This is a genomic window from Microbacterium sp. KKR3/1 (assembly GCF_021272365.1).
GTDB classification, from domain to species: Bacteria; Actinomycetota; Actinomycetes; order Actinomycetales; family Microbacteriaceae; genus Microbacterium; species Microbacterium aurugineum.
Genome location: NZ_JAJSDW010000001.1, coordinates 1,419,917 through 1,439,657 on the forward strand (window position 1 = coordinate 1,419,917; position 19,741 = coordinate 1,439,657).

At 69.3% G+C, this 19,741-nt stretch carries 20 protein-coding genes; 5 read left to right on the forward strand and 15 right to left on the reverse strand.

Features of this window, described 5'->3' with window-relative positions; genetic code table 11:
* Window positions 1-25 precede the first annotated feature (25 nt).
* The gene (locus tag LVJ59_RS06800; RefSeq protein WP_232762457.1) at window positions 26-832 is read right to left on the reverse strand and encodes a glycosyltransferase; all 807 of its coding nucleotides are present in this window, start codon (window positions 830-832) and stop codon (window positions 26-28) included.
* 131 nt (window positions 833-963) lie between these two features.
* Here LVJ59_RS06800 and LVJ59_RS06805 point away from each other — a divergent pair, with 131 nt between their 5' ends.
* Complete coding sequence (locus LVJ59_RS06805) at window positions 964-2,340, forward strand: O-antigen ligase (RefSeq protein WP_232762458.1); 1,377 nt, start codon at window positions 964-966, stop codon at window positions 2,338-2,340.
* Window positions 2,337-3,605, forward strand: a complete 1,269-nt coding sequence (locus tag LVJ59_RS18060; RefSeq protein ID WP_232762459.1) for a glycosyltransferase — start codon at window positions 2,337-2,339, stop codon at window positions 3,603-3,605. The genes LVJ59_RS06805 and LVJ59_RS18060 overlap by 4 nt, the downstream gene beginning before the upstream one ends.
* On the opposite strand, the gene LVJ59_RS06815 is transcribed toward LVJ59_RS18060, so the two are convergent.
* Entirely contained in the window at window positions 3,553-4,812 is a 1,260-nt protein-coding gene (locus LVJ59_RS06815) for a lipopolysaccharide biosynthesis protein (protein ID WP_232762460.1), read from the reverse strand. The two genes, LVJ59_RS18060 and LVJ59_RS06815, sit on opposite strands and share 53 nt — an antisense overlap.
* Before the next feature lie 55 nt (window positions 4,813-4,867).
* On the opposite strand from LVJ59_RS06815, the gene LVJ59_RS06820 reads away from it, so the two are divergent.
* Entirely contained in the window at window positions 4,868-5,992 is a 1,125-nt protein-coding gene (locus LVJ59_RS06820) for a hypothetical protein (RefSeq protein WP_232762461.1), read from the forward strand.
* Here the strand turns inward: LVJ59_RS06820 and LVJ59_RS06825 are convergent.
* From LVJ59_RS06825 to LVJ59_RS06850, 6 genes are all read right to left on the reverse strand, one after another.
* On the reverse strand, window positions 5,974-7,110 hold the full coding sequence (locus LVJ59_RS06825) for a glycosyltransferase family 4 protein (protein WP_232762462.1): 1,137 nt from the start codon (window positions 7,108-7,110) through the stop codon (window positions 5,974-5,976). The two genes, LVJ59_RS06820 and LVJ59_RS06825, sit on opposite strands and share 19 nt — an antisense overlap.
* Complete coding sequence (locus tag LVJ59_RS06830; protein ID WP_232762463.1) at window positions 7,107-7,751, reverse strand: NeuD/PglB/VioB family sugar acetyltransferase; 645 nt, start codon at window positions 7,749-7,751, stop codon at window positions 7,107-7,109. The genes LVJ59_RS06825 and LVJ59_RS06830 overlap by 4 nt, the downstream gene beginning before the upstream one ends.
* Complete coding sequence (locus tag LVJ59_RS06835; RefSeq protein WP_232762464.1) at window positions 7,744-8,364, reverse strand: sugar transferase; 621 nt, start codon at window positions 8,362-8,364, stop codon at window positions 7,744-7,746. The genes LVJ59_RS06830 and LVJ59_RS06835 overlap by 8 nt, the downstream gene beginning before the upstream one ends.
* Entirely contained in the window at window positions 8,361-9,491 is a 1,131-nt protein-coding gene (locus LVJ59_RS06840; protein ID WP_232762465.1) for a DegT/DnrJ/EryC1/StrS aminotransferase family protein, read from the reverse strand. Before LVJ59_RS06840 ends, LVJ59_RS06835 begins: the two co-directional genes overlap by 4 nt.
* Window positions 9,488-11,317, reverse strand: coding sequence for a nucleoside-diphosphate sugar epimerase/dehydratase (locus LVJ59_RS06845; protein WP_232762466.1), 1,830 nt, complete (start codon window positions 11,315-11,317; stop codon window positions 9,488-9,490). Before LVJ59_RS06845 ends, LVJ59_RS06840 begins: the two co-directional genes overlap by 4 nt.
* Before the next feature lie 109 nt (window positions 11,318-11,426).
* Window positions 11,427-11,870: a GtrA family protein gene (locus LVJ59_RS06850; RefSeq protein ID WP_232762467.1), complete on the reverse strand. Its 444-nt coding sequence runs from the start codon at window positions 11,868-11,870 to the stop codon at window positions 11,427-11,429.
* A gap of 54 nt (window positions 11,871-11,924) precedes the next feature.
* On the opposite strand from LVJ59_RS06850, the gene LVJ59_RS06855 reads away from it, so the two are divergent.
* Window positions 11,925-12,710 (forward strand): glycosyltransferase family 2 protein, encoded by a 786-nt coding sequence (locus LVJ59_RS06855; protein WP_232762468.1) that lies wholly within the window; start codon window positions 11,925-11,927, stop codon window positions 12,708-12,710.
* Entirely contained in the window at window positions 12,707-14,158 is a 1,452-nt protein-coding gene (locus tag LVJ59_RS06860) for a hypothetical protein (RefSeq protein WP_232762469.1), read from the forward strand. Before LVJ59_RS06855 ends, LVJ59_RS06860 begins: the two co-directional genes overlap by 4 nt.
* Before the next feature lie 78 nt (window positions 14,159-14,236).
* On the opposite strand, the gene glmM is transcribed toward LVJ59_RS06860, so the two are convergent.
* The 7 genes from glmM to rraA all read right to left on the reverse strand — a co-directional run bounded on the left by glmM (window position 14,237) and on the right by rraA (window position 19,739).
* A complete protein-coding gene (gene glmM, locus LVJ59_RS06865) occupies window positions 14,237-15,595 on the reverse strand; it encodes a phosphoglucosamine mutase (protein WP_232762470.1) in 1,359 nt (452 codons plus the stop codon).
* A gap of 14 nt (window positions 15,596-15,609) precedes the next feature.
* The gene (gene rpsI / locus LVJ59_RS06870) at window positions 15,610-16,095 is read right to left on the reverse strand and encodes a 30S ribosomal protein S9 (protein ID WP_017828210.1); all 486 of its coding nucleotides are present in this window, start codon (window positions 16,093-16,095) and stop codon (window positions 15,610-15,612) included.
* 27 nt (window positions 16,096-16,122) lie between these two features.
* A complete protein-coding gene (gene rplM / locus LVJ59_RS06875; RefSeq protein ID WP_047520838.1) occupies window positions 16,123-16,569 on the reverse strand; it encodes a 50S ribosomal protein L13 in 447 nt (148 codons plus the stop codon).
* A 204-nt stretch (window positions 16,570-16,773) separates the two neighbouring features.
* Entirely contained in the window at window positions 16,774-17,442 is a 669-nt protein-coding gene (locus LVJ59_RS06880; protein ID WP_232762471.1) for an endonuclease/exonuclease/phosphatase family protein, read from the reverse strand.
* 12 nt (window positions 17,443-17,454) lie between these two features.
* Window positions 17,455-18,378: a hypothetical protein gene (locus LVJ59_RS06885; protein ID WP_232762472.1), complete on the reverse strand. Its 924-nt coding sequence runs from the start codon at window positions 18,376-18,378 to the stop codon at window positions 17,455-17,457.
* Between the two features lies 1 nt (window position 18,379).
* Entirely contained in the window at window positions 18,380-19,228 is an 849-nt protein-coding gene (gene truA, locus LVJ59_RS06890; RefSeq protein WP_232762473.1) for a tRNA pseudouridine(38-40) synthase TruA, read from the reverse strand.
* 43 nt (window positions 19,229-19,271) lie between these two features.
* Entirely contained in the window at window positions 19,272-19,739 is a 468-nt protein-coding gene (rraA, locus tag LVJ59_RS06895) for a ribonuclease E activity regulator RraA (RefSeq protein ID WP_232762474.1), read from the reverse strand.
* Window positions 19,740-19,741 lie beyond the last annotated feature (2 nt).

Consider the following 19,741-nt stretch of genomic DNA (forward strand, 5'->3'; position numbering starts at 1 on the left):
AATCCTAGGTGACCGTTCCCGCAGATCATGCACGTGTGTGCATGCGCGCGCGCAACCATCGCACCATCCTGGTCGGCAGCACCCCGCTCACGACGGACTTGACGATACGCAGGTACTCGGCCGGACGGGCGCCGAGCCTTGGATAGTAGTGCAACCGGACGCGGATCTCGTCCCCCCGGTTGCGGAGCCGGCGCTTCGCGAAGTCCGCCGCCTCGACCCGGTAGTGGTAGACGACCTCCGGGACGATGTACATGCGCTCACCGGCGAGCAGCATCTCGCACCACAGGGCCAGGTCTTCCGCACGGCGGTACTCGGGATACCCGCCGACCGCGGCGAGCGCCTCCGTGCGCATCATCGACGCCGCGTGGATGGGCGCGCCCCCGCGCATGAGCGAACGCCGTGTGACCTCCCCCGGTCGCCCGTGCACCAGTGCGGGTCCGTCCGTGGAGAACTCCACGGCCTGCCCCGACACCACCGCGTACTCGGGATGCTCGGCGAGGAAGGAGTGGATGGTCTCGAGGTAGGTCGACTCCACCGTGTCATCGGTGTCCATCCGTGCGATGAAACGACCCCGTGCCTGCGGCCAGCCGGCATTGAGCGCGGCGACGAATCCCCGGTTCTCCCCATAGCCGACGACACGGATCCGATCATCTGCGAACTCGGCGGCGATCGCCGGGACGTCGTTCCGGCCGCCGTCGTCCACGATGAGGAGCTCGAACCGCGTCTCCGTCTGCGTCAGGATCGATGCGATCGCGCCCCGCAAGAGGTCCGGGTCCGTGTTGTATTCGGCCATGAGAACCGTGATGAGAGGGGATTCGGACTCGTGCGGCACAGTGCGAGACTACCTGGGCGCGACGGGGCACACCCCGCGGGATTGGTATCGTGAACGACGCGTAGCGCATCCACGCGCACGACCCGCCTCGACCACGGTCACCGGCGGTCCGATCGGTGCAGGGGGTGGAGATGGCGACGGCCGTCAACGTGCCGCGTGCGGCGACGATCCCGCCACACACCCGCAGGCGTGCGGAACCGCGCTTGGGGCTGCTGCCACGCATCCTCGTCTTCCTCCTTCCGCTCGTCGCCGCGATGAACCCGGTGCTGCCGATCGTCGGGCCGGTCTCCCCGTTCCCGCTCGTCGCGGCGATGCTGTTCGCCGTCGGGGTCATGCACGTCCGCCCGGGGATGCCGGTCGGACCGGTGCGCACCGCTGCCTGGTTGTTCGCCGTCCCCCTGCTGCTCGTCAGCCTTCTCACCCTCCTGACCCGGTTCGGGGCCGCGTGGGCCCACAACGAGGCCGTGTCCGTGCTCTCCGGGCTGCTGGCGGTGCTCGGACTGTGCATGATCCGCCTCACCCGCGGAGTACTCCGGCTCCTGATGAACGGGTGGCTCCTCACGTTCATCGTGACGGGAGCACTCGCCGTGCTGGAGTTCTTCACCGGCTTCCGCCTCGGTGTGAGCTATCTGGATGTGAATCCGCTCGCCTCCGACGTCGGCATCGTCTCGGTGTTCTTCAACCCGAACAACTATGCGGCGTTCCTCGCCCTGTCCCTTCCCATCCTGATCGTCGGACACGCACTCGCCCGCTCGAAGGGGCTGCGATCGGCCTACGTGCTCGCCCTCGTCGGCTCCGTCCCGCTCATGGTGGTGACGAACAGCCGATTCGGCTACGCGGCGATGCTCGTCTTCATCGCGGTGTGGCTGGTGCTGCGCTGGCGGAGGTTCGTCACCCGTGTGGTGGTCGCGCTGCTCGGATTCGGCGCCGTCCTCACGGTCTCGGTGTTCGCGAATCGCGTGGTCAGCGGCTACTGGGGCGACATCCAGTACTCCATCCCGGTCCTCGGGCTCACCATCCCCGTCGACGCCTCGCTCTACGCGCGCTGGAACCTCGCGCTGAACGGTCTGGACACCCTGGCCGTCGACCCGCTCTTCGGGGCCGGACCCGGTGGGTTCGAGATCCACGCGCAGGGGACCCCGGCGGTGCGTCAGACGTTCCGCATCATCAACCCGCACAACGGCGTGATCGAGCTCCTCTCCCAGTACGGCATCCTGATGCTCGTGCTCGCCGTCGTGCTGACGCTCTCACTCTTCGTCGTCGGGTCCCGTCATCTCCGCCGCAGCGAGGCGGGGACGCCGGAGCGCGCGATGTCGTTCGCCCTCATCTGCGGAGTGTTGATGCTGCCGCTGATCCTCCTGATGAACAGCTCGTACCTCGAGATCCTGCACACCTGGGCGGCTCTGGCCGTGTTCGTCGCGATCGGTGCGTATCTGAGCACCACATCACCGACGGAACGGGATGCCACAGGGTCGCTTCCCGCAGACGCCGACGGGGCGCGCGCGTGACGCGGACGCTCCTGCTGCTCACCCACCAGTTCCCCCATGCCTGGGGCGACACGGCGTTCGTGCGCAATGAGATCGACGCCCTCGCCGCGCACTTCGACGAGGTGCGGATAGTGAGCTTCTGGGGCGACGGCATCCCGCCGACGACGCTCCCCGCCGACACCGCCTACCTGGGGAGCATCGGGCGCATCACTTTCGGTCGCGCGCTACGCGGCGCCCTCAGCCTGCGCCGCCTGGGTCGCCTGGTCACCGTCACCCGACAAGCGATCGGGGCCGGCCGGTTCCGGGCCAGGGCCGACGTGCGTGCGATGCTCACGGGGATGGCGATCGCCCGACGACTCGACGAGCTCGGTGCACGCACCCACCCGTCGGAACCGCTCACCGTGTACGCCTTCTGGGGCGTCGACATCGCGTACGCCCTCCCCTGGTTCACGACGGCGGAGGACACGGTCGCCGTGCGGGTGCACCGCTACGACCTCGACGATACGAGTGGGGGCTACCGCCCGCTGCGACCGGCCGTGCTCGCCGAGGCGGATCTGCTGCTGACGATCTCGGAAGCGGCCCGCGGGTATGCACGCGAGCACTATCGCGGCCTGATGGACCCCGCGCGCATCGAAGTGCGACGGCTGGGTGTCCCCGGCCCTTCGGCGCCTCCCGCCCGGCCCCGCGCGCGATCGACGGTGCGGGTCGTGAGCGCTTCCTCCGTCATCCCCCTGAAGCGCGCCGAACTGATCCTCGACTCGGTGGCCGAACTCGCACGGCGGGGTCGGCGGGTGTCCTGGACCCACTTCGGCGACGGTCCGGGGTCGGCGGCGCTGCGCGCACGCGCCACCGACCTGAAAGATGAGCTCCCCGACCTCGAGGTCGTGCTCGCGGGGCGGGTTCCGGTCCAGCGGATCCTCGACCACCATCGCGACGCCGCCCCCGATGTGTTCCTGAATCTGAGCACCATCGAGGGGGTCCCGGTGAGCATCATGGAAGCGGCGGCGTACGGCATCCCCGCCGTGGCGACCGATGTCGGTGCCACGGGCGAGATCGTCGGACGGGAGCGGGGCTCCGGCGTCCTGGTTCCATCGGACGCGACGGCCTCCGACGTCGCCGATGCCGTCGAACAGGTGCTCGCCGATCCGCAGGACTTCGATCCCCACCGGGTGTGGGCGGAATGGTTCGATGCGGAGCGCAACGCCGAGGAGACTGCGACCGCGATCGGCGCGCTCACGCCGGCGGCGCCTCGGAGCGCTTCGCGTCGAAACGCGTCGCCACGCTGAACGACAGTGCGATCAGCACCAGGAGCAGCACGCTCATCGCGCCGCTCATCCACCACACCGCGGTGACCAGGTCGGCGCCGAGGAACCAGAGGATGGTCAGCGGCACCAGCATGTACACGACCCCGAACACGAGCATGGTCCCCTGTCGCCCCGTCACGATGAACAGGTTCGACAAGGGAGCGGTGGCGACGTTGAGATACAGCCACGGCGTCAGCGCCTGCACGATCGCGCCCGCCTCCTGCCACTGCGGGCCCAGGAACCACGGAACGATCGCGGGGGCGAGGAGCGCGAGCGCGGCGAACGGGACCGCGCCGATCAGCAGGGCGTTGCGCGTGACCGAGACGACGACACGACGGAGTTCGCCGGGCAGGGCGCTCGCCATCCGCTGGTAGTACACCTGCGACACGGCACCCGCGATGAGTGCCATGGGCGACTGCGTGAGTTTCCAGGCCATCGAGAACTGTCCCAGCGCCGAGACGGAACCGGCTCCGATGATCAGGTTGATGCCGTTGAGGCGTACCGCGTCGATGAGCGCGTTCGGCGCATTGAGCAGGGGCAGCTTCCGGTAGCGGTGCAGCAGGCTCAGCGTGCGCGCGCGGTCGGCCGGGACGTTCCGGCGCCGTGAATCGTCAAACACGAGGAGGATGGCGACGCCCGCGACCTGTCCGGCGAGGAAACCGACGATGAGCCCTTCCGCCCCCGGCAGAACGGTCACCCCGAGGGCGATCTGCACACCGGCGGCGACGACCGCCTGCACCACCCGCGACACGCTCTGCACGCGGTAGCGCCGGGTTCGTGTGAACCAGAAGTAGAGGATGGCGCTCTCCCCCGCCAGGAAGACGCTGCCACCGAGCAGCAGGATCCACCACGGGGTTTCTCCCGACCGCACCAACATCACGGCGATGACCACGGTGATGAGGAAGGTCACCGCGGACAGGGCGAACGCGATCCGCGTCGAGGCCCGCTTCAGATGCACCGCGTCGTCGTCGCCCTCGGGGAGCACGATCGCGAACTCGTACCGCAACGCGACGATCAGTCCGACCAGCGAGCTCACCGAGAGGAACAACGCGAGGATGCCGAACGCCTCCGGCGTGAAGATCCGGCTGATCACCGGCATCGTGGCGAGTCCGATCAGCTGGGCGAGGACACTGCCCGTGAGCAGCGTTCCGATACTGCGGACCGTGCCCGACCGAGTCTGTGCGCTCACGCCCTCCATTGTGGTGTATCCAGTCGTTCCGGACGTGCGCCGCTACGCTGTGAAGGTGACGGAACCCGCGGCGACACCTCCCCGGGTCGTCTTCGTCTACCTGCTCGACCTCCGATCGCACCGGCAGATCCTGGAGCGCACCGCCGCCCAGCTGACCGCGTTCCGGGATTCGGGTCTCGATGCCGTCGCCGTCTGCCTCGACCGCGGCCTCCCCGGCGAGTTCCCCTCCGCTGTCGAGGCGCTGCCCTCGCGGGGACCCCGGCTGCTGCGGGCGTTCCTCGACGCCCGCCGACTGCGCACGCACCTTGCGGAGGAACACCCCGCCGCCGTCGTCGTCCGCTACGGGTTCGCCTCACGCACACTGGTGCGCATCGCCCGCAGATTCCCGATGATCCTCGAGATCCATTCCGACGACACCCGCGAGCTCCCCTCCGGCCGCCTCGTGCGCGCCTATGCCGCCGTGAGCAACCGGCTGTACCGCTCCCGCCTCCTGCACGCGGTGCGGGGAGCGATGTTCGTCACCAGAGCGCTCGTCAGCCTGCCCGTCTTCGCGGAGATCACCGGCCCGCGAGCCGTGATCCCGAACGGCATCGTGGTTCCGGCCCACGCTCTCCCCGTGCCGCAGAACGATCGTCCGGTCATCGGGTACTCCGTGGGCTACGCCGCCCCCTGGCAGGGCCTCGACCGTTTGGCCGCCCTCGCCGACGCCCTCCCGGAGTTCACGTTCCGACTCGTGGCTCCGGCGTCGGTGATCGCCGAGGCGGTGCGCGACAGCAGGGTCGAGATCATCATCGCCGGAGACATCGCGAGCTACCGCGCAGCCGTCGCCGGGTTCGACGTCGCCCTGGGCGGCCTCGCGCTCGACCGCAAGGGGATCGAGGTGGCATCGGCGCTCAAGGTGCGCGAGAGCGTCTCGCTCGGCATCCCCACGCTGCTCTTCTCCCGCGACGAGGACCTGGAGGGGATCGACTCGGCGACGCTGACGACGGTCGCCCGTGGTGCGTGGACCGCCGCGGAGGTCGCCCCGACGGTACGGGAGTTCGTGCGCGGTGCGGTCGGCGAGCGAATCCCGGACACGGTACGGCAGCTGGTCGATGTCCGGACCAAGGCGGAGCGATACGCGGCCCTGGTGCACGAGGTCCTCGCTGACGGTGAGAGGACTCAGCCCGCCCACCGCTGAGAGTGCTGTGCCCACACCGTCTCGGGGGCGAACTCCGCGACGGCGCGATCCCGTGCGGCCGCACCGAGCTTCCTCCGCCGCTCGCCGTCCTGCAGCAGCGTGATCAACGCGTCCGCGAGCGCGCCCGCGTCCCCGACCGGCGTGATCATCCCGGTGACGTCATCGATCACCGCATCCACGCAGCCGGTCGCATCCGAGACGATCGCCGGGACCTCCATCGCCGCCGCTTCGAGCACCACGTTCGGGAACCCCTCGCGTCGGCTCGGCAGCACGAGCACATCCATCGCCCGCAGAAGTGGACGCACGTCCGCGGCGAAGCCGGTGGTGTGCACCGGGATTCGCGTGTCGGCGGCGGCGGCGAACGCCTCCGGAGCCGCTCCCTCGTCCCCGCCCACGATGAGCAGCTGAGCCGCCAGGCCCCTGTCCGCACAGATCCGCAACGCGGCGAGCAGTGTGTCGATCCCCTTGTCCGGGTGCAGGCGACCCACGAACCCGACCACCGGTCCCGGCGCGCTCCCCATCCACTCGGCGACGTCCCGATCGAGCGCGGGGACATCGGCTCGGAGCGAGAAGTGCACGGCGTCGACGCCGTGCGACGACCCCGCTCCGAGGACGGTGACCTCGCGGGTACCGTTCAGTCCCAGTTCGCCCACCCGGTCGGCCAGACTTCGGCTGTTGGCGATCACCTCGGTGGAGAGGCGCATCGTGAGCGATTCGAGCGCTGCGAAGACCCGACGACCCAGACCGGCCGCCGTCTCCATCCGCAGCCCCCATATCTCGTAGACCCGGCGTGGCACCCCCGCTGCGCGGCCGCCGAGCGCTCCGAGGAGCGCGGCCTTCGGCGTCGCGTACACGAGCACGTCTGGACGCAACCGCCGGAGCAGCCGCCGCACCCGGCGCAGGGCGCGAAGGTCTGCGAGCGGTGAGGGTTCGCGCGCCATCTCGAGCGGCTCGAACGCGACACCGGCCTCCTGCGCCAGCTCGACCGCACCGGGGCCGTCGCTGCACACGAGCGTCACCTCCCACCCCGCGTCCCGCAGGAACCGGAGGTACCCCCGGAGGAAGGTGGTCGCGGTCAACGAGCTCGTGACCATCACGCACAGGCGCTGAGCTGTCATCGAGCGGGCACACCTTTGACGACCACACCGTCGGACACGTCGCGGGTGACGCATGCCGCAGCCCCGATCACCGCGTCCGCGCCGACGCGAAGCCCCTGAAGCACGACCGCACCGGCGCCGACGAGCGTGCGCTCGGACACCCGCACCTCCCCGGAAAGGACGGCACCGGGATTGACCGAGACGTCGTCCTCGAGCACGGTGTCATGCCCGACGATCGCCCCGGGATTGAGATGCACCCGCCGGCCGAGATGGACGTTCGTGGAGATCTGCACGCCCGCGCACACGACGGATCCGACGCCCACCGTCACCTCCGAGCCCAGGACGGCCCGAGGGTGCACCAGGGTCGCGGATGTCGCGCCCGTCGCCTCGAGGTGCGCGGCGACGCGGGCGCGCACGGCGGGGGCTCCGATCGCGACGACGACGAAGGCCGTCGACAGCACGCGCTCTGCGGCGTCGACACCGCCGAGGTGGCGGTAGCCGCGCGCGGCGAGTCGTTCGAGGTGTATCGCGGCGGGGGCGTCATCCACCACCCCGAGGACTCGCCAGCGCGGTGCGCCTGCATCGGCGTTGACGGCCTCGATCACGTCGAGCGTCTCGCGCCCGAATCCTCCTGCGCCGATCACCACGATGTCGTCAGCCACCGTCTTCACCGAACCTCGACATCGTCGCGTGTCCTTCCGCGGAGATCCCGTCCCGCCTGACCACCGATCCGATCGTCGCGATCACGATCCGCAGATCCAGGCCCAGGCTGCGCCGGTCGACGTAGCGGACGTCCAGTGCGAACTTATCGTCCCAGGAGATCGTGTTGCGGCCGTTGACCTGGGCGAGGCCCGTGATGCCCGGACGCACCTCGTGCCTTCTGGCCTGCTCGGGGGTGTACCGGTCGAGGTACTCCACCAGGAGCGGGCGCGGACCGACCACGCTCATGTCGCCGCGCAGGACGTTCCACAGGCTCGGAAGCTCGTCCAGGCTCGTCGCGCGCAGCCGGACGCCGAACGGGGTGAGCCGGTCGGCGTCGCTGACCCGTCCGCTGCGCGCACCGACCGCGCGCATCGAGCGGAACTTGTACAGCGTGAAGACCCTCCCGTCGCGGCCGGGGCGCGGCTGGGCGAAGACGACCGGACGCCCCAGCCGGAACACGACGAGGATCGCGGTCACGAGGATCACGGGCGACAGCACCACCAGTGCGATCGCGGAGGCGGCGATGTCGAGTCCGCGCTTCACCAGGTCGTACGGCCGTCGGCGAGGGCTCATGCGGCGACGAAGCGACGGATCGCGTCCAGCACACGCGTCCGCTGCGCGGAGGTCAGGGCCGAGCCGCTCGGCAGCGTCAGCCCGCGGGCGAACAGCGACTCCGAGGCTCCCGAGATCGCGCCTCTCGCCCCGGCGAAGACCGGCTGGAGATGCATGGGCTTCCACAGGGGTCGGCTCTCGATGTCGTCGGCCGCGAGTGCCGCGGTGAGCTCCGACGGCTGCCACCCCGTCGAGGCGGGGTCGATGAGGATCGAGGTGAGCCAGACGTTGTCGTCTTCGTCCCCCTCCGCTCCGAAGACGTCGACGCCGTCCACCTCGGCGAAAAGCGACGCATAGAGCGCACGCATCTCACGGCGGCGGGCGATCATCTCGTCCAGTCGTCGCAACTGGGCGCGTCCGAGGGCCGCGAGCAGATTGCTCATGCGGTAGTTGTAGCCGATGTCGGTGTGCTCGTAATGGACGACCGGCTGGCGCGCCTGCGTGGCGAGGTAGCGCGTGTGGGCGGCGATGGCCGGGTCGTCGGTGAGCAGCATGCCTCCGCCCGAGGTGGTCATGATCTTGTTGCCGTTGAACGACACGATCGACGCACGACCGAAGCTCCCCGCCGCACGGCCCCGATGGCGGGCCCCGAGCGACTCGGCCGCATCGGCGAGCACCGGCACGTCGAACTCGTCGGCAGCTTCGAGGACCGCCGTGTAGTCGACGGTCTTGCCCAACAGGTCGACGGGAACGATCGCGACGACCCGTTCACCCGCGGCGTGCAGACTCCGCAACGCCTCGCGCAGCAGCGCGACGTCCATGTTCCCGGTGGCCGGGTCCGCGTCGATGAAATACGGCTCCGCGCCCGTGTAGACGATCGCGTTGGTCGTCGCGGCGAAGGTCATGGTCGAGGTCACGACGACGTCACCGGGGCCCGCTCCGAGCGCGAGCAGCCCGAGGTGGAGCGCCGCCGTCCCCGAGCTGAGAGCGACACCGTGCGCGACGCCGACGCGTTCGGCCATCTCGACCTCGAAGGCATCGACATCGGGACCCAGCGGGGCGATCCATCCCGAGCGCAACGCCGCGAGGACCGCTGCTTCCTCCGCCTCGCCGACGTCGGGCGACGACATGTGGATGCGATCGCTCATGTGTCGAGGACCTTCCCCAGGCTCCCCGGATGCACCGTCACCCTGTCGTCGTCGCGCGGCTGCGCGGACATACGACTCAGCCAGCCCTCCTTGTCGAGGTCATCGGGAGCGACCGCATCCGCACGCGTATGGGCGACCTTCTCGTGGAAGGGGCGCTCGAGATCCTCGCGCACGCCCACGAGCTCCTCATGCAGCTTCTCGCCGCGGCGGAGGCCGGTGAACACGATCTCGATCGCCTTTCCCGACATCGCGATCATCCGCTTGGCGACATCGAGGATCCGGACGGGTTCCCCCATGTCGAGGATGAGGACCTCGCCGGGGCGTCCGATGCCACCCGCTTGGATCACGAGCTGACAGGCCTCAGGGATCGTCATGAAGTAGCGCGTGACGTCCGGGTGGGTGACCGTGACGGGGCCTCCGGCATCGATCAGGGACCGGAATGTGGGCAGCATCGAGCCACGGCTGCCGATCACATTGCCGAACCGCACCGAGAGGTACCGCATCCCGGTCTGCTCGCCGGCCCACGCGGTGAGCTTCTCGGCCACGCGCTTGGAGTGCCCGAGCACGCTGGTCGGGTTCGCCGCCTTGTCGGTCGAGATGTTGATGAAGGTGCTCACTCCCGCCTCGCGTGCGGCGTCGAGCACGTTGAGCGTGCCGATGACGTTGGTCTTCCAGGCTTCGTCCGGATACTGCTCGAGCATGGGCAGATGCTTGAGCGCGGCGGCGTGGAAGATCACCTCGGGCTGGCGGTCGCGGAAGATCTCGAAGAGGGCCGCGCTGTCGCGGATGTCGGCGAGCACCACGTCTCTGGTGTCGAGCAGGCCGTGGCCCGCCGTTCCGAGCTGGGCCATCTGCAGGCCGGTCTCGTCGCGGTCGAGCATCATCAGCTCGCTCGGCCCGTACTTGGCGAGTTGGCGGCACAGCTCCGAGCCGATCGATCCGCCGGCGCCGGTGACCAGAACGCGGCGCCCTGTGATGTACCCGGCGATCAACTCGACATTCGTGTCGACGGGATGGCGCCCGATCAGGTCCTCGATGCTGATGTCGCGCACGTCCCCGGGCGATTCCTCGCCGCTCACCATGCTGCTCAGCGTCGGTGTCACGACGACTCTGAGGCCCGCCGCCTCCGCATCGTCCGTCAGTCGACGCAGCAGCGCCGCATCCGCGCGTCCGATCGCGATGACGAGGACCTTCGCTCCCGTGCGCGCCGCGATCTCCGCGATCTGATCGGTGCGGCCGAGCACCGGTACGCCCCGTAGCCGGAGGTGCCGTTTGCCCGGATCGTCGTCGAGGATCCCGACCGGCCGGATGGGCGAGGACGGGTCGGTGGTGACGTTGTGCAGCAGCGTATCGGCGACGTGGCCGGCACCGATGACGACCGCAGGATCCGCGGCGTCGTCCGGCTTGCGCGACCGTTCGATGAACAGGCGGGCCGCGTAGCGGACGCCGAACATCAGCAGGAGCACGAAGGGGAAGGCGAGCAGGACGGTCCCCCGGGGGACACCGATGAAAGGCCCCAGGATGATGACGACCACCGCGAGCACCAGCGCCAGCACGCTCACCGCGGCGGCGAGATTGCGCACCTCCTCGAACGACCCGTAGGTGAAGCGCCCGAGGTAGAAACGCAGGGAGAACCCGATGCCCACCTGGATCGCCGCCGCCGTCAACGCGAGGACGACCGTGGATGCCCATCCCGCCAGCGTCGGCTCGAACTCGAATCGCAGCACGACGGCGGCGAGGATGCCCACGATCCAGGCTCCTGCGTCGACCGTCGCGGCCAGTGCACGTCGGCGCCGTGGCGCGAGTGCGATCGTCTTCTCCGACATCCCCCTGTGCCAGCCCTCCCTGGAATAGGTCTCTCGGACGTCGGCCTCCCCGCCTCCGCCCGAGTGATCGTCCTCATCCTGGCATATCGCCGACGTCACCGCGTGATCGTCAAGGCTTCGGGGACGCCCGGAAGACGATGCCGTGATAAAGCACGAAGCGCAACAGAACCACGATCACGATGCTCGTCAGGTTCACGAGGTTGACCGCGACAGCGCCCGGCTCTCGTCCGAGAATCGCCTCCACGCCTTCGACCCCCACCCAGACGAGAACAGCGCCCAGGGCGGTGCAGACGGCGTTCGTGGCGAGGAAGAGCACGACCTCGGCGACCCGTCCACGGCGATCACGATGCCGGAAGGTCCACTCCCGGTTGCCGATGTAGGCGTTGACGAGCGCGACCAGTGAAGCCACGATCTTCGCGGCGACGACATCCCAGCCCCACACGAACACGAGGAGATTGAAGACCCCCACCTCGATGAGAGTGCTCAGCGCGCCCACGACCAGGAACCGGCTGCCGACGCCGGCGAGCCGACGCAGTCGGGTGGGAAGATCCATAGCTCAACTAGGCTACTTCCTGATCCCCGCGCACCTCGCCACCCCAAGGACCCCGTGACCCTCCGCCACCTCGCCGTCGTCATGCCCGCCTACAACGAGGCCGAAGGCATCCGCGACTTCATCGACGAGATCCGCGACTCCGTGTCTCCGGTGGTCGACCGCGTGACGTTCCATATCGCGGACGACCGCTCGACCGATGGGACCGCCACGGTGTTCGACGACGTCGAGGACGTCGCGGTCGAGGTGCAGCCCCTCAACCGCGGGCACGGTCCGACCGCACTCGCGGCCTATCGCGCCGGGCTTGCAGTGGAGCCCGATGTGCTCGTGCACGTGGACGGCGACGGGCAGTTCCACGGCCGCGATTTCCCCCGGCTGCTCGCCGCGCTCGACGCAGAGAACGCCGACGTCGTCCACGGCGTCCGCGACGGACGAACGGACCCCTGGTACCGCAAGGTGCTCACGGGCGCCGTCGGTCTTCTGATCGCGCTGGCCGCCGGGCGCCGGATCCCGGATGTGAACACCCCGCTGCGGGCGTACCGCACGCCAGCCCTGCGGGCCCTGGTCGAGGCCACCCCACCGGATGCATCGGTGCCGCACGTGCACTTCTCTCTGGCCGAGGCCCGCGCGGGGTTCACGGTGCGCTATCTGCGGGTCGACAGCATCCCCCGCCGCGGCGCTTCCGCCACCGGCACGATGTGGGGACGCGGGAGCACCGTCGCCCTCCCCCCGAAGCGCCTGCGCCTTTTCGTCCGCACCGCCCTCGTCGAAGCATGGGAACTCTCCCTGCGGCCGTCCGCTCCGCTGCGCAACATCAATCGACCGGAGACCGTCGCGCGATGACCCGCGCACGCACGATCGTGTTCTGGGTGGCCGCGGCCGCCTTGCTGATCGGGCACGTCATCGTCGCCTGGCACAGTCTCGTGGTGTGGCCGTTCTGGGAGGATGAGGCCTTCAACCTCACCGTCCCCCGCAATCTGCTCGACGGGCTCGGATACTCCAGCGACGGCGCGCTCTCCGGCTCGACCATAACTCCGTTCGACCCGCGCATCTCCACGGGACCGGTCGTGCTCCTCCCGGTCGCTGCACTCCTCGCGACCGGGATCGATCCGGTGCTGGCCTCCCGGCTGGTCCCGCTGGGCTTCTGGATCGTGCTGCTCCTGGGCCTCGTGGTGCTCGGACGACGCATCGGCGGTCGCTGGGCCGCGTTGCTCGCCGTGGCCGTGCCCCTCGCCTTCACCGCCGACGCCGGAATTTCCCCGATCCAGGGGCCGGCCGACCTCCTCGGCGAGATCCCCGCGGCGGCCCTGATCGTCTGGGCGCTCCTCGTGCTCCCCCGTCGGGCGTGGCTGGCCGGTCTCTTCATCGGGCTGGCGATCCAGACGAAGCTCATCGCGATCCTCGTCCTCCCGGCCTTCGCCGTGGCCCTGTGGGTGCTCTCGGACGGCGCAGGGTGGGCACGGGTTCGCGAGACGCTGCGGCGATCGTGGCTGCCGCTGCTGCTGGTCGCCGTACCGACACTGCTCGTCGAACTGGCGGCCCTGGTCTCGCTCGGCTTCTCGGGCTATGTGAAGCACCTGCGCGACCTCGCGTACTTCGTCCGGAGCGGTGGCCAGGACGACGCGGCGACCACGGTGCTGCAGAAGCTCGACACCCTCGCCGGCTCCTGGTCCCTGCCTCCGGCACTCGCCGTGCTCGGTGCCCTCCTGGCCGTCGCCCTCGCCGTGGTCGGCATCGTCCGGCGGTGGCGTACCGCGACGGAGACCGAGCGCGTCGTGATCGCGTACGCCCTCGCGGCGCTCGTCGGCGCACTCGCCTTCATCGGCTGGTGGGCGACGGCCTCGCGGCTGCCGCTGTGGGTGCGGCACCCCGCCCCTGCCGTCTACACGTTCTTCCCGGTCCTCGCTGCCGTCGCCGTCTGGTCTGTCGCGCGACTTCCCCGACGCGGCGTCCTGCGAATCTTCGGTGTCGTCGCCGCGTCGCTCCTGGCCGCCGTCGTCGCCGGGGGCGCTGCCGTGCACGTCGCGTCGTCGTTCGAGGCTCGGGCGCTCACCCTGGAGCGTCAGCGAGCCGCCGTCGTGCCGCTGACCGCCTGGGTCACCGAGAACGACGTCGAGTGGCTCGCCGCGGATCCGTGGGGCGCAGCCGTCCCGCCCATCGTGCTCACCGGCGCGCATGTCGGCCTCTTCGATGCACCGGCGATGGCGGGCGTTCCCCGGCTCACGAGTCTCGCGTGCACGACCGAGACGCTCGTCGACAGCGACCTCTACCGGATCTGCGCGGCCCCCTAGAGAAGGGGGCTTCACGGTGAACGAAGAACCGGTCGGGCGCTGTATCAGCGACCGACCGGTTCCGAAGGACAACGGGCCTCAGAGCGCGAGACGCTCCTGGACGACCTCCGCGAGGCGTCCTGCGTAGGCGTGCACCGACTCGGCGTCGGCCGCCTCCACCATGACGCGGACGAGCGGCTCGGTGCCGGACTTGCGCAGCAGCACGCGACCGGTGTCTCCCAGCTCGCTCTCGATGTCGCGCACGGCCTGCTGCACGACCTCGTCTTCGGAGACGCGGTCCTTGTCGACGTCGCGCACGTTGATGAGCACTTGCGGGTAGACGGTCATCACCGAGGCGAGCTCGGCGATCGTCTTCTTCTGCCGCGCCATCTCCGCGACGAGGTGGAGGCCCGTGAGGATGCCGTCCCCCGTGGTCGCATACTCGCTCATGATGACATGGCCCGACTGCTCACCACCGAGGGCGTACCCGCCCTCGTTCATGTCCTCGAGCACGTACCGGTCGCCGACAGCGGTCTGCCGGATCGTGATCCCGTGCTCGCGCATCGCGACATGGAGTCCGAGGTTGCTCATCACGGTCGCGACGAGGGTGTCATCGGTGAGGTGGCCGCGCTCCTTCATCGACACCGCGAGGATCGCCATGATCTGGTCTCCGTCGATGACCTTGCCCTCGGCGTCGACGGCCAGGCATCGGTCGGCGTCGCCGTCATGGGCGATGCCGATGTCGGCTCCCAGACGCACGACGGCCTCGGCGAGGTTGTCGAGGTGGGTCGAACCGACCCCGTCGTTGATGTTCCAGCCGTCAGGGTCCGCCCCGATGACGGTGACTTCGGCACCCGCATCGCGGAACGTCTCCGGCGACACACCGGAGGCCGCGCCATGGGCGCAGTCGAGCACGACGTGGATGCCGTTCAGACGGTTCGGCAGTGAGCCGAGAAGGTGCACGACGTAGCGGTCCTCAGCATCGGAGAACCGGTCGATCCGACCGACGCCGGCACCGGTGGGACGCAGCATCTCCCCGTGCATGGCCTCTTCGATGCGCTGCTCGACCACGTCGGGGAGCTTGCGTCCGCCTCTGGCGAAGATCTTGATGCCGTTGTCGGGGGCCGCGTTGTGCGACGCCGAGATCATGACACCGAAGTCGGCATCGCGGTCGGCCACCAGGAACGCGAGCGCCGGCGTGGGGATGACCCCTGCTTCGAGCACATCGACGCCCGAGGAGGCGAGACCTGCGGAGACGGCCGCGGTCAGAAAGTGTCCGGAGACCCGGGGGTCCCGGGCGACAACTGCGGTGAGTCGCTTGCCCTCGGCCTTGCGGGCCTCCGCAGTACGGCCCTGGCCCAGGACGACAGCAGTCGCCTGGGCCAGGGTGAGCGCCAGGTCGGCGGTGAGGATGCCATTGGCGAGTCCTCGCACGCCGTCCGTGCCAAAGATCGGCATCGGAGCAGTGGACCTTAACGCTTCGAGTACTGAGGCGCCTTGCGGGCCTTCTTGAGTCCAGCCTTCTTGCGCTCCTTGACGCGAGCGTCACGGGAGAGGAAGCCGGCCTTCTTCAGGGTCGGACGGTTGTTCTCCTCGTCGATGCCGTTCAGCGAACGAGCGATTCCGAGGCGGAGTGCGCCGGCCTGACCCGAGGGGCCACCACCGGAGATACGAGCGATGACGTCGTATGCACCGGCGAGGTTCAGCACCGTGAACGGGTCGTTGATGAGCTGCTGGTGCAGCTTGTTCGGGAAGTAGTCCTCGATCGTGCGGCCGTTGACCGTGATCGTGCCCGAGCCGGGGACGATGCGCACGCGGGCGATGGCCTGCTTGCGACGGCCGACAGCGGCACCGGGGACGCTGAGGACGGGGCGGGGAGCCGCCTCGACCACGTCGGTCTCCGGAGTCGACGTCGAGAAGTTCTGGGGGGTTTCGGTGGTGTCCTGGATGTCAGCCACGAGTATGTCCTTAAGTCTTTACGGCGCTTACTGGGCGACCTGGTCGAGGGTGTACGGCGTCGGCTGCTGCGCGGCGTGCGGGTGCTCTGCACCGACGTACACCTTGAGCTTGGACAGCTGCTGGCGGCCGATGCTGTTCTTCGGGAGCATGCCACGGATGGCCTTCTCCACGGCACGGACCGGGTTCTTCTCGAGGAGCTCGGCGTAGGTGACCGACTTCAGACCACCCGGGTAGCCGGAGTGACGGTAAGCCAGCTTCTTCTGGAGCTTCTGACCCGTGAGCGCGACCTTCTCGGCGTTCACGATGATGACGAAGTCACCCGAGTCGATGTGGTTGGCGAAGGTCGGCTTGTGCTTGCCACGCAGGAGAGTGGCGGCGTGCGAGGCGAGGCGGCCGAGAACGACGTCGGTGGCGTCGATGACGACCCAATCGCGCTGGACTTCGCCAGCCTTGGGAGTGTAAGTGCGCGTCACGATAGTGCTGCTTTCTTGTGTCGAACGGAGAAGTTCGTGAATCCCACTCCGGGGTGGTTCGTCCTCTCCGGCTCATCGAGCGGGAAGAGAGGGGAACACGCCAGTGGAGGGCTCACGTTCGGACGATGCCCTCTCCCGCACGCGGGTAAAGGCACCAAAGGGAAATCATACGCCACCTGGTGCGGTATGCCCAAACCGCACTGCTCAGTCGGGCTTGACCGTCACGAGGATCGGCCGATGATCGCTCGCGCCCTGGGGCAGGGTCGTGATGCGTTCGATCTCGAACCCGGCCGACGTCGCGAAGTCGTAGTGCCCGCGGAACACCCGATAGCGCGTGTAGGTGTGGTCGTCACTCAGCGACAGGGCATAGCCGTGGTTGCGGACGGCTTGTCCGAGGTTCTCCTTGAAGATCGGGTAGTTGTAGTCGCCGACCATCAGCTGGGGCAGCCCTTCACCGAGCGCCGCGAGCTCGGTGAGCGCGGCACGGATCTGGTGACGACGCAACGAGTTCAACGCGGTCAGCGGTGCCGCGTGGAAGGAGGCCACGATGAAGTCCCGGCCGTCGTCGATGTCGCGCAGTCGCGCACCGAGCACGCGTTCGTGGGCGGGCTTGGCGATGCGGTCATGCAGCGACTTCTTCAGCCCGAGCATGCGGATGGACTGCAGGTGGTACGAACTCGACCGATAGAACAGGGCGAGGCCGAGGCGGTTGCCCTGTGTGGCGTCGGCGAGTTCGAGATCACCGATCCGCGCGGGAAGCTCGGGGACATCGCACTCCTGGAGGCAGAGGATGTCGGGGTCGTGCTCGCGGACCAGCGCCGCGAGTTCGCCCGCGGCCCGATGCTTCTGGAGGTTGTACGAGATGACCTTCATGACCGTCCCACGCTACTCGCCCCTGCTGTGCCCCCGCTCCGGATCGCGGTCGTACCCCCAGCGGATGCCGAGGATCCCCGGACCGAATCCGTGCCGGGAGGCGTGCACGGAACCGCTGCGCACGGAACGCATGGTGCTCACGTAGTCGTCCTCCGTCTCGGCGTACTCCTCGCACCAGCTCGGCGGCGCATCGGGGTGGAACCTCACCCAGATGAGTGTCTCCCTGGCCGGCCGGGACAGCGCATGCCACGCCGATTGCCGTGCCGGGTAGCCGGGCGGGAACGTCTCCGTGAATTGGAAGAGCGTCGTGTCGCCGACCGTGATCGGGTCGTCGAGGGCGATGACGACTCCCGAGACGAGTCGTCCGGGGTGCAGATGCTCCCGATCCACGCGCCCGCCGACGACATCCGAGATCACGGACAGCACATCCGTCTCCTCCGGGGCGACGTCGACGAGCGGGAGCTCACTGATGACCCCCTGGGTCGCTTGGACGAGCGAGCGCATCACGATGCTCGCGACGGCACCGTCCGTCCCCACCTGCACCGTGAGGTGCGTCGAGAGATCCCGCAGCCCCTCCTGCGGTGCCGAGCGCAACGCGGCGAGAGTCTCGGCCGTCTCCCGGTTCTCGCGCTCCTCATCGAACGGCAGTCGAGGAGGCGGGACCACACCGAGCCGAGCGGACGGACCGAGGAGGGAACGGAGATGACCCCGACGCAGTCGGAGCCGGTCCTCGATACCCTCGACGATCGCGAGCGACTGAGGGCCCTCCGGCTGGCGGTCGCCTGACCGCCAGTAGCTCAGGGTGGCCATGGACACGATGTTGCCGTCGTCCGCGAGCTGCCGGCGCAGGCGGGACAGGGTGATGCCGCGCTCGGAGATCACCGCCCGCAGAGCCGCCGCGAACGCGTTCGGCCGGCCCTCGGTCGGCGTCGACATCTCAGCCGCTCGCCCCGTCACGACGAGCGCGGGTCTGGGTCGCGCGCGCGGCGAGCAGGTCATCGGCGGGGTAACCGACCTCGGTGAGGATCAGGCCGCGCGCGGCCAGCACCTTGAACTCACTGGTCCGGGTGAGCGCATCGCGCAGCACGACGAGATCATCGACACCGAGCCGCCCCTCCCCCACGGCGGCACACGCCCCCACGAGTGCGCGCACCATGCTGTGGCAGAACGCATCGGCCTTGACCTCGGCGACGAGCACACCCTCGGCGTCGCGGGCCCAGCGGTAGTCGAGCAGCGTGCGGATGGTCGTCGCCTCCTCGCGAGGCTTGCAGTACGCCGCGAAGTCGTGCAGGCCGATGAGGGTGCGCGCCGCGGCGTCCATGGCCTGTTCGTCGAGCCGACCGCGGACGGTCGTCGTGTCGTGCCGGCGCAGCGGATCGAACCCGGTCCGGGCATCGGCGAGACGGTAGCGGTACCGGCGCCAGACCGCCGAGAAGCGCGCGTCGAAACCTTCCGGGGCGATCGAGGTGCGGGTGACCGTCACATCCGAGTACGCACCGAGCACGCCCCGCATGCGACCGGCGATGGTCTCGGCGGGCTCCAGCGGCGCGCGGCCCTGTCGGGACTCGATGCGCGACCACTGCTTCTCGTCGAGGTCGACATGGGCCACCTGACCGCTCGCGTGCACGCCGGCGTCGGTGCGTCCCGCGACGACGAACTGCACGTCGGAGCCGACGATCCGGGCCAGGGCGGCCTCCAGAGTCCCCTGCACGGTGCGGAGCGTCGGCTGCTTCGCCCACCCGCGGAAGTGGGTGCCGTCGTAGGCGATGTCGAGCCGGATGCGCACGCAGCAAGCCTAGGACAAGCGCCCCGGCGCCGATGGGCGCCGCTCAGCGTTCGACCAGGATCCCATCTTCGTCGCTGTACAGATGCGCCCCGGGTCGGAAGACCACGCCCCCGATCACGAGCGGGACATCGCTCTCGCCGGTGCCGAGCTTCGCGCTCTTGCGCGGATTCGTCCCCAGCGCCTTGACCCCGAGATCGAGGGCGTCGATCGCGACGCGGTCGCGGATCGCACCATTGATCACGACCCCCGCCCACCCGTTCGACACTGCCGACGCGGCGATCAGGTCCCCCATCAGCGCCGTCTGCAAAGAGCCTCCGCCGTCGACCACGAGCACCGCGCCTCGCCCCGGCGTCGCCAGCACCTTCTTGACGAGCGCGTTGTCCTCGAAGCAGCGCACGGTGCGGATCGGCCCGTCGAACGCCGTTCTGAGCCCGAACGAGCGGAACTGGAGCGAGAGCGACTGGATCCCCTCTTCGAGTTCGTCGTAGAGGTCGGCGGTGGCGACCGTCATCC